The organism is Holdemania sp. (genome assembly GCF_986127675.1).
In genome coordinates this window covers 1-7,692 of the sequence record NZ_CFQZWI010000116.1, presented here as the reverse complement: position 1 = coordinate 7,692, position 7,692 = coordinate 1, and the positions used below count along the sequence as shown (strand labels likewise).

General features: G+C 52.5%; 9 protein-coding genes and 1 other annotated feature. All 9 genes read right to left on the bottom strand.

All coding sequences use genetic code 11. The features are described 5' to 3' along the window. Window positions 1-32 precede the first annotated feature (32 nt). Entirely contained in the window at window positions 33-1,655 is a 1,623-nt protein-coding gene (locus AC5OW4_RS13300; RefSeq protein WP_493677076.1) for an oligosaccharide flippase family protein, read from the bottom strand. Window positions 1,656-1,657: 2 nt separating this feature from the next. After that, window positions 1,658-2,248: a hypothetical protein gene (locus AC5OW4_RS13295; protein WP_072683433.1), complete on the bottom strand. Its 591-nt coding sequence runs from the start codon at window positions 2,246-2,248 to the stop codon at window positions 1,658-1,660. A gap of 266 nt (window positions 2,249-2,514) precedes the next feature. After that, window positions 2,515-2,676: a DUF1540 domain-containing protein gene (locus AC5OW4_RS13290; protein WP_072683434.1), complete on the bottom strand. Its 162-nt coding sequence runs from the start codon at window positions 2,674-2,676 to the stop codon at window positions 2,515-2,517. Then, window positions 2,669-2,896: a sporulation protein Cse60 gene (locus AC5OW4_RS13285; RefSeq protein ID WP_195397300.1), complete on the bottom strand. Its 228-nt coding sequence runs from the start codon at window positions 2,894-2,896 to the stop codon at window positions 2,669-2,671. The genes AC5OW4_RS13290 and AC5OW4_RS13285 overlap by 8 nt, the downstream gene beginning before the upstream one ends. A 48-nt stretch (window positions 2,897-2,944) precedes the next feature. Then, on the bottom strand, window positions 2,945-3,817 hold the full coding sequence (gene dapA / locus AC5OW4_RS13280) for a 4-hydroxy-tetrahydrodipicolinate synthase (protein ID WP_072683436.1): 873 nt from the start codon (window positions 3,815-3,817) through the stop codon (window positions 2,945-2,947). Continuing rightward, window positions 3,814-4,392, bottom strand: coding sequence for a dipicolinate synthase subunit B (locus AC5OW4_RS13275; protein ID WP_072683437.1), 579 nt, complete (start codon window positions 4,390-4,392; stop codon window positions 3,814-3,816). Before AC5OW4_RS13275 ends, dapA begins: the two co-directional genes overlap by 4 nt. Beyond that, window positions 4,389-5,192, bottom strand: coding sequence for a dipicolinate synthase subunit DpsA (locus AC5OW4_RS13270; protein WP_072683438.1), 804 nt, complete (start codon window positions 5,190-5,192; stop codon window positions 4,389-4,391). The genes AC5OW4_RS13275 and AC5OW4_RS13270 overlap by 4 nt, the downstream gene beginning before the upstream one ends. Before the next feature lie 182 nt (window positions 5,193-5,374). Beyond that, on the bottom strand, window positions 5,375-6,601 hold the full coding sequence (gene tyrS / locus AC5OW4_RS13265) for a tyrosine--tRNA ligase (protein WP_072683439.1): 1,227 nt from the start codon (window positions 6,599-6,601) through the stop codon (window positions 5,375-5,377). A gap of 35 nt (window positions 6,602-6,636) precedes the next feature. After that, window positions 6,637-6,841, bottom strand: a binding site (T-box leader). A gap of 35 nt (window positions 6,842-6,876) precedes the next feature. Further along, window positions 6,877-7,692: substrate-binding domain-containing protein (locus tag AC5OW4_RS13260; RefSeq protein ID WP_493677075.1), on the bottom strand; the 816-nt coding region annotated here is incomplete at its 5' end.

Below are 7,692 nucleotides of genomic sequence, written 5' to 3'. Positions count from 1 at the left end.
TGTTCATGATAAATTCAAGGCAACTGAACTCTTCACGAACAAGTATGGCATATCGCCGGCAGGCTCATGTGGAACAGATGCTGCGGCAGCCGGAAGAACGCCGTTGTGATGACGTATGTCAACATGCCCAAAATGCCATAGGCCGCTAACTGCAATACGCCGACGACCCGGGATGTGTTCACCACGGTCAACCCTACCCAGCGCAGCAGAACAAAACAGCCGTTCATCGCGATCAAGCCGATCGCAATCGCGCCCAAGCGCCGCCAGACACGCGCATACTGGACTTTGTATTTCTTCTTGATCAGATTCAGGTTCAGGAAAATGATGACCAGCGACGTCACGACGCTCGAGGTGATCGCGCCGCTGAAGCCGGTATATTTCACTAACGGAAAGAACGTGATCAGCTTGACGACAAAGCCGATGATCAGATACAGGATGCTCTGGCGGCGAAAGCGCAGCGACATCATTAACGAGCTGCAAATCGGCGACAAAGTGCCGGTTAACGCCAATAATGAGCTCCATGCCAGCATTTCGCTGCCCAGGCTGAGATTTCCTTTGCCATACATGATGTAATAGATCGGCGAAGCCAGCGCGAACAGGCAGAAGCACAGCGGCGCGCCGATATACAAAACGGTGTCCAGACAATCCAGAACATTCCGCCGCAGTTCTTTAAAGTTGCGGTTTTCCAGCGAAATTGTAACATACGGAACAATCCCGGTCGAAAAGCCTAAAGCCAGCACCTGCGGAATCGAGGTCAGCTTGTTGCACTGCACCTGAATGATGCCCAGCGCCAGCTTGGCGTCCTCATAACTGCTTCCGGCGGACGTCGCCGTATTGATAAAAAAGTTATTGTTGACAATATTCATACTGTTACCCAATAACGCCGTGATCAGATACGGTAAGCCAAACAGAAGCAGCTCCTGAAACAGCTCGCCGACTTCCTTCGGCCGGCTTGTCTGATGCCGCGCCAGCTCCTTGATCGGCTGGTAATGCTTGCGGTCGTAGATCAGGTAATACGCGATCGCCGCGATCGCCGCCAGCGAAGTGGACAACACCGCCATATATACGGCGAAAATATTGTTCATATCCAGAATATAAACAAAAAAAGCACCCAGCGCCAGGAGGGAAACAACCCGGGTCAGCTGTTCCAGCACCTGCGAGAACGCGTAAGATTTCAAATCTTTTAAACCCTGGTAAAACCCGCGGAATGAGCTGAGAAATGGCACGCAGACAACAGCCAGCGACAGGATCATGAAGACATTGCGCAAAATTGCGACATCCTCCGGGGTTTTCTTCGCCCCCAGCACCGAAGCCGCCAGCGGCCCGGATACCATAATGAACAAGACCGCCATGACAAACCCGCTTAAAAGCATCAGCGCCATCGACAGCTTGCGCACCAGAATGACGGTTTTATAATCCTCATTATTGGAATATTTTGCGACCATCGCCGCAACCGCGAACGGAATCCCGGCTGAACAGATACTTAACAGGATATCGTAATACGTATAGGCGACGCTGTAAAACGACATATTCGCTTCCCCGGCGATCGCTGTAAACGGGACGACATAAAGAAGTCCCAGTGCTTTGGAAATAAAGATCCCGGCCGAGCTGGTTAACGCCCCGGCGATCAACGATTGTTTTTTACCCTTGGTCATGATTACTCACTGTCGTCCTCATCCTCCGCCGGCAGATCGTCGTGCGTCTCTTCCGGCTCTGGCTGCGGGGTTTCGTTCTGATTTTCAAAATCCCCTGTCAGCTGCAGGTATTCACGAGTTTCCTTCAATTTGGCGTAATCCTTCCACAGCACCAGCACATTCAAATTCACAGTCGGCGAAGCACTCTCTCCGCTGGCCATCAAGCCCTTCACATAGCCCAGCTTGGGATAGACCTGATGGGGAATCAGCGAATATTCTTCATTTTCCAACAAGCCGACCGACGGCGCGATCACTGCGGTTTGGGAATAATCCACCGCCTCGTCGATCACCAGCATCTCCACGTCAACCATGGCGACCTGCGGATTATCGAGAATGACATAATACCGGTAAGTACCGTCAGGAAGCTGGTTCATGACGACTTCGAGATCATAAAAATCCGATTTTTCCTGAAATCGGTCCATTTCCATAATGGATTTATAGTAAGCAGTATACAGCTGCATTTTTTCCGTACTGATTTGATTCGGATCCTTTTTAGAACAACCGCCGATCACAAACAAGGCAGCGGCCATCAGGCAAAGTATCTGTCTGCGCATAAACAACACCTCCAGAGTATTATAACATAAGACGTTAAGCTTACAAAAGGATTAATTCCCGCTTTTGTCTCCATCCCGCCAAAATTCGTCCGGCCGCGCTTCAAAGTCCTGACTTAATACAACCCTCAAAGAGAAAAACTGAAGCAGATAGACGACCCTGGGGAACGACTTTCTCCCTGATGGTCTTTTCACTTCGCAAGATGGAAAGAAAAAGAAACTGCTTCTTTTCCCCAGCAGCCTGTGGAAGAATCAGTTTCTCCTTTGCTTTAGCGCTCGGCCTTTTTCTTGAAGGTCCGGCACAGCGTTTCATGATCGCAGCATGGCTGAATGCATTCGTCGCAGCCAACTTCAATCTTTTCAGCGGTGCATTCGCATTGCGTGTTGTATACGCAGGTCTTGACGTTGCACCCGATCCGGTTCTTATTCATCGTCATCGCCTCCCGCATTTATCCTTCCCGTTTCCGCCGATTTTATCCGGTAGACGACCATCCCGCTGAAGCTGTACAGCTGTTCGGGTATCACGGAGAAATGCGAGGTTGCCAGCTGGACCGACAGGACGTCGTTTTCACTCAGCTCCGCCAGAAATTCGTTCAGGCTGTCGGTCAGGTCATCCTCATGCTGCTCGTCAAAGACTTTCACCTGGATCATGTTTCTCACCCTGCTTCAGCATACCCGCAGGCCCTGGGCGAAATTTGTCTAAAGCAGGGCGTGCTGCTGCATAAAATCATGCAGCGCCTGTTTTTCCGACGGATCCAGCGGCACTAACGGCAGCCGCACTACGTCTGTGCACCAGCCCTGCAGCGCGAGCATCGCTTTGATATCTGAAGGCGAGGAAACTTTGAAGATCTGATTGCTGACCTGCTTCAGGCACTGATCCAGTTCGGTGTTCTCCACGCCGTATTGGTAATCTTCCCAGATCTTGACGATCATCCCCATGACGCAATGACCGGCGACCGAAACGATCCCGCTGATCCCCTCGCGCAAGCCTTCCAGAAAGTAGCCGTCTTCCCCGCTGAGAATCTGCACCTGATCATTGGCCATCAAGATTGCCCTGACCATCTCCATGTCGTGGCACGCCTGCTTCAAAGCCCGGATCTGGGGATAATCCTGAGCCAGACGGATCACGGTTTCCGCGCTTAACGCCACGCCGGAGCGCTTGGGTACATTGTAAAGCATGAGCGGTTTCTCACTGACGCGGGCGCACGCCGCGAAATGGGCGTATAACCCCTGCTGGGACGGCCGGACATAATACGGACACACAAGCATGATCCCGTCGACCGGTTCCGTATTGACCCAGCGGATGAGATCCAGCGTCTCTGCAGTGTTGTTGGTCCCGCATCCCATCCAGACGCAAACCCGCCGATCACTCTGCTTCAGCACGCAGCGCAGCACCTGTTGTTTTTCTTCCCGGGTTAAGGCGCTGGCCTCCGCCGTCGTTCCGCATACGACAAACCCGTCGCAGCCCTCCGCGATCAGCTTTTCGACGAGGTTGCTTAACGCGGTTAAATCAACCTCCCCGGATTCCGTCATCGGCGTGATCAGCGCCGTCATGCAATGGCCCAGCTTCATTGTGATCCCTTCCCTTCCAATAACAGCGGCTGAATCTGGCGGTCTTCCAGCGCGGCCTGCAGCGTGGCTTCGATCAAGCGCCAGTCGCTGACCAGACTGTTCGGTTTATGCACGTAGTCATCCTGTCCAAACGGCACGAAAAACAGATGCCGCAGCTGTTTCAGTCGCAGCAGGTTAACCCCCGAAAGACCGAGAAAATCATTGGACGCAATGCCCAGCACCAGCGGTTTCTGATTGCGCAGTAACGCTTTGGCCGCCAGGGTGACGGGCGTATCGTAAATTCCCAGCGCCAGCTTGTTCAGCTCGGTGGCCGTTATCGGCGCGATGACCATCGCGTCAAAATGGTCGATCGGACCGGTGCGCTCGGCTTCCTGCAGCGTCGTCATCACCGGCTTGCCCGTCAGACTCTCCAGCTGTTTTACCCGCGCGGCGGCCGTGCCGAAACGGGTATCCAGACGCGCGGTATTCTCGCTTAAAATCATCGTAACAGGCCAGCGTTCAACCATGTCCGTCAGCTGTTCGATGACTGCGGCATGATTGCAGAAGGATCCGCACATTCCCCATAGAAGCTTCATCGTTTCACCTCTTTCAAAATCACGTCGGCCAGGATTTCACCAGCGCTCTGCCACGCCACGATCCCCGGCAGCGGCGGCGCGGCGATGACGTGCGTATCCTTGCGCTTATACACGCGTTCGCTGACGCCGACCGCCCGCGAAGCGATATCAATGATCAACGGCTGTGTCTGCCAGCCGGCCACCATCGCCTCGCTGATCACCTCGATGGGCGCGGTGTTGATCACGACCGGCCACGGCTGCTGAAACTGCCATTCCTGCAAAGGGATAAAGGCGTACGGCAGCAGCGAGGATTCAGGATGCGCATGCGCGGAAACAATCCTGACTTTTAGCCCCAGCTGATGAAACAGTCCGGCAATCGCCCGGCCGCAGTGCCCGAAGCCGATCACATCGTAACGATATTCCGCCAGCGAGCGCGGCGTATTCTGGATCACCATCGCCAAAATTCCCTCCGCCGTTAACGCCGCGTTGGCCGCAACGACCTCCTCCCGTGCTAAAAGTGAGATCACCGTCTGCGGCAGCTTCTTAATGTACGGCGTGATCACTCCCGTAAAAATCAACGTTTCCTTGCGCAGCGACGCAAAGAAATCCTTCATGCAATACCCTCGTTTTTTGAGTTCGATAAATCCGTCGTCGCTGACGCCCTGAATCGGCAGGATGACCAGATCCATTCTGTTCGCCATCCGTTCGATCTGTTCCATGTCTTTTTCACACCGGCCTTCCTGGACCTGAATCCCGGCCGACCGTAAACGCTGAATGATAATTTCCATTCGCTGGTCATTCACAAACACGACCGCTTTCATGGATGCACCTCCTCTTGTATCCCATTCTATGACAAAAAAAAAGAAGGGTTCCTGTCCCTTCGGTCCTTGCCGAGGGAAACAAACCCTTCCTGATCTTTCAACGCTTTTTCAGCCCGATGATCGCTCGCCCTTTCCCATCTTGTTCTTAATGACAATCTTCTCTTTTTGGCGCGGGATTGCGATTATTGGAAGTCGCAGACAAAATAGTTCTTCTTGCCTTTGCGCAGAATCGTAAATTCCTGATTAAATGCCTCGCTGCGGCAGACCGGCGTCATCGGATCCGTCACCTTTTCACCGTTGACCTGAATGGAACCGCCCACGATCCACTCGCGGCCTTCGCGCTTGCTTTTCGCGATGCCGCTTGCCACCAGCACGTCCAGTAACGGCTGCTTGTCCTCAATCGTAAAGCGCGGCATGTCGGAAATCCCCTGCTTCAGTTCCTCGACCGTCAGATCCCTGAGATTGCCGCCAAACAGCGTCTGCGCGATTTTAATCGCAGTGTTGTACGCTTCTTCGCCATGGATGAACGTGATGACTTCCTTCGCCAGCGTCTTATGCGCTTCGCGTAAATGCGGTTCCGTCCGGTTCTTTTCTTCCAGTGCTTCGATTTCCTCCCGGCTTAAGAAAGTTAAAAACTTCAGGTAATCAATGACCTTGCTGTCCTCGGAGTTGATGAAGAACTGGTACATTTCATAAGCCGACGTCTTGTTGATATCCAGCCAGATCGCATGACCGTTGGTCTTGCCGAACTTCGTGCCGTCCGACTTGGTCAACAGCGGCATCGTAAAGCCATAAGCTTCCTGTCCCGTCTTCTTGCGGATCAGCTCAATCCCGGCCGTGATGTTGCCCCACTGGTCCTGACCGGCCACCTGCAGCGTGCAGCCCTTATTTTCATGCAGCCACCAGAAATCCATCGCCTGCATCAACATGTAAGAGAACTCGGTATAGGTGATGCCGGCGTCCAGACGGCGGCGTACGATATCCTTGTTCAGCATGTAATTGATATTGAAGTATTTCCCATAATCCCGCAGAAAGTCAATGAAGTTGATGTCCTTGTACCAGTCGTAATTGTTGACGACCTCAAAGCCGAAGACTTTCTCCGCCTGCTTTTTCAGGCATTCATAGTTGTGATTGACTTCTTCTTTTGTGACCATCGGCCGTTCCGCATCCGGCTTCGGATCGCCGATCAGCCCGGTGCCGCCGCCGACCAACAAGATTGGATTGTGTCCGGCGTCTTTTAAACGCTTGCTGATGAGAAACGATGAGAAATGCCCGATGTGCAGACTATCCCCGGTCGGATCTGTCCCAATATAAAACGTCATGCCTCCGGCGTTCAATTTCTCCCGCAACTCCGGCGAGCTGACATCTTTGATCAATCCCCGCCATTCCAGTTCTTCATAGATACCCATTTGATTTTTCCTCCTTCAAAATAAAAAGACGCCCCCATAAGGACGTCTTTGCGCGGTACCACCTTAATTCATATCCCTTGGTTTCTCAGGATATGCTCTTCTTCATAACGCCGAAGTCCGCGTCCTATCTTTGCCATAGGAGGCTCCGAGGTGTATTCCCCTTTTCCTGCTGCCTTTTCGCACCACCCAAAGGCTCTCTTCCAGCATTCCAAGGCTACTCTTTCTCTTCCCAGCCTGTTAGAGCTATTATAGCCGCAGACCGGTGAAGATGTCAATCACAAAGTCGACTGCCGCGGTGTAAACAGATAGCTCAATTCAATTTCTTTGTCGATATCGTCGGTATTTTCCTGCAGCATCTTCGTCATGACGCGCATCGAAACCGCGCCCAGATCATAGGACGGAATCGCAAAGCTGGAAATCTGCGGCCGCATCATCGAATTGTATTTCGTGTCGATGACGCAGACAATTTCCATTTCCTTCGGAATGTCGATGCCGTTTTCCTTGGCCGCGTTGACGACTGCGATCGCCTGCGAATCCCGGTTGGCGATAATCAGGTCATGCTTGTGATCCTGCAGATAATCCTTCATGAAGTCATACGACGTGCGGTACTGACCCGGAATCTCCAGATAGCCGTTGAATTCCAGACCTTTGGTTGCATACGCTTTCTTCGCGCCGTTGATCATCTGATCAATGGAATAGCCGTTTTTGCGGTCCTGAATAATTGCGATGTCACGCTTGCCGCCTTCCAAATACTTCATGACCAGCTCATAAACGGCGTTCTCAATGTCGACGTAGACCGAGCTGATCTTGGCGTCGGACACCTTGTTGCCGATAATCACGATCGGTACGTTGTATTTGGTCAGCGTATTCAGTTCTTCGCGCATCAGCTTGTCGTTATAAATGGCGACGCCGTCGACCCGGGACTTAATGATATTTTCAATGATATCGTTGATCTCGTTGATGCCTTCGGTCGTCGTGTGAAGCATGATGTTGTATTTATAGATTTTCGCGACGTCCAACAGTCCGTTGATGATCTGGCCGGTATACGTGAAGCTGGCCTCCGGAATCACCAGCGCGATCGTCGTCAGATC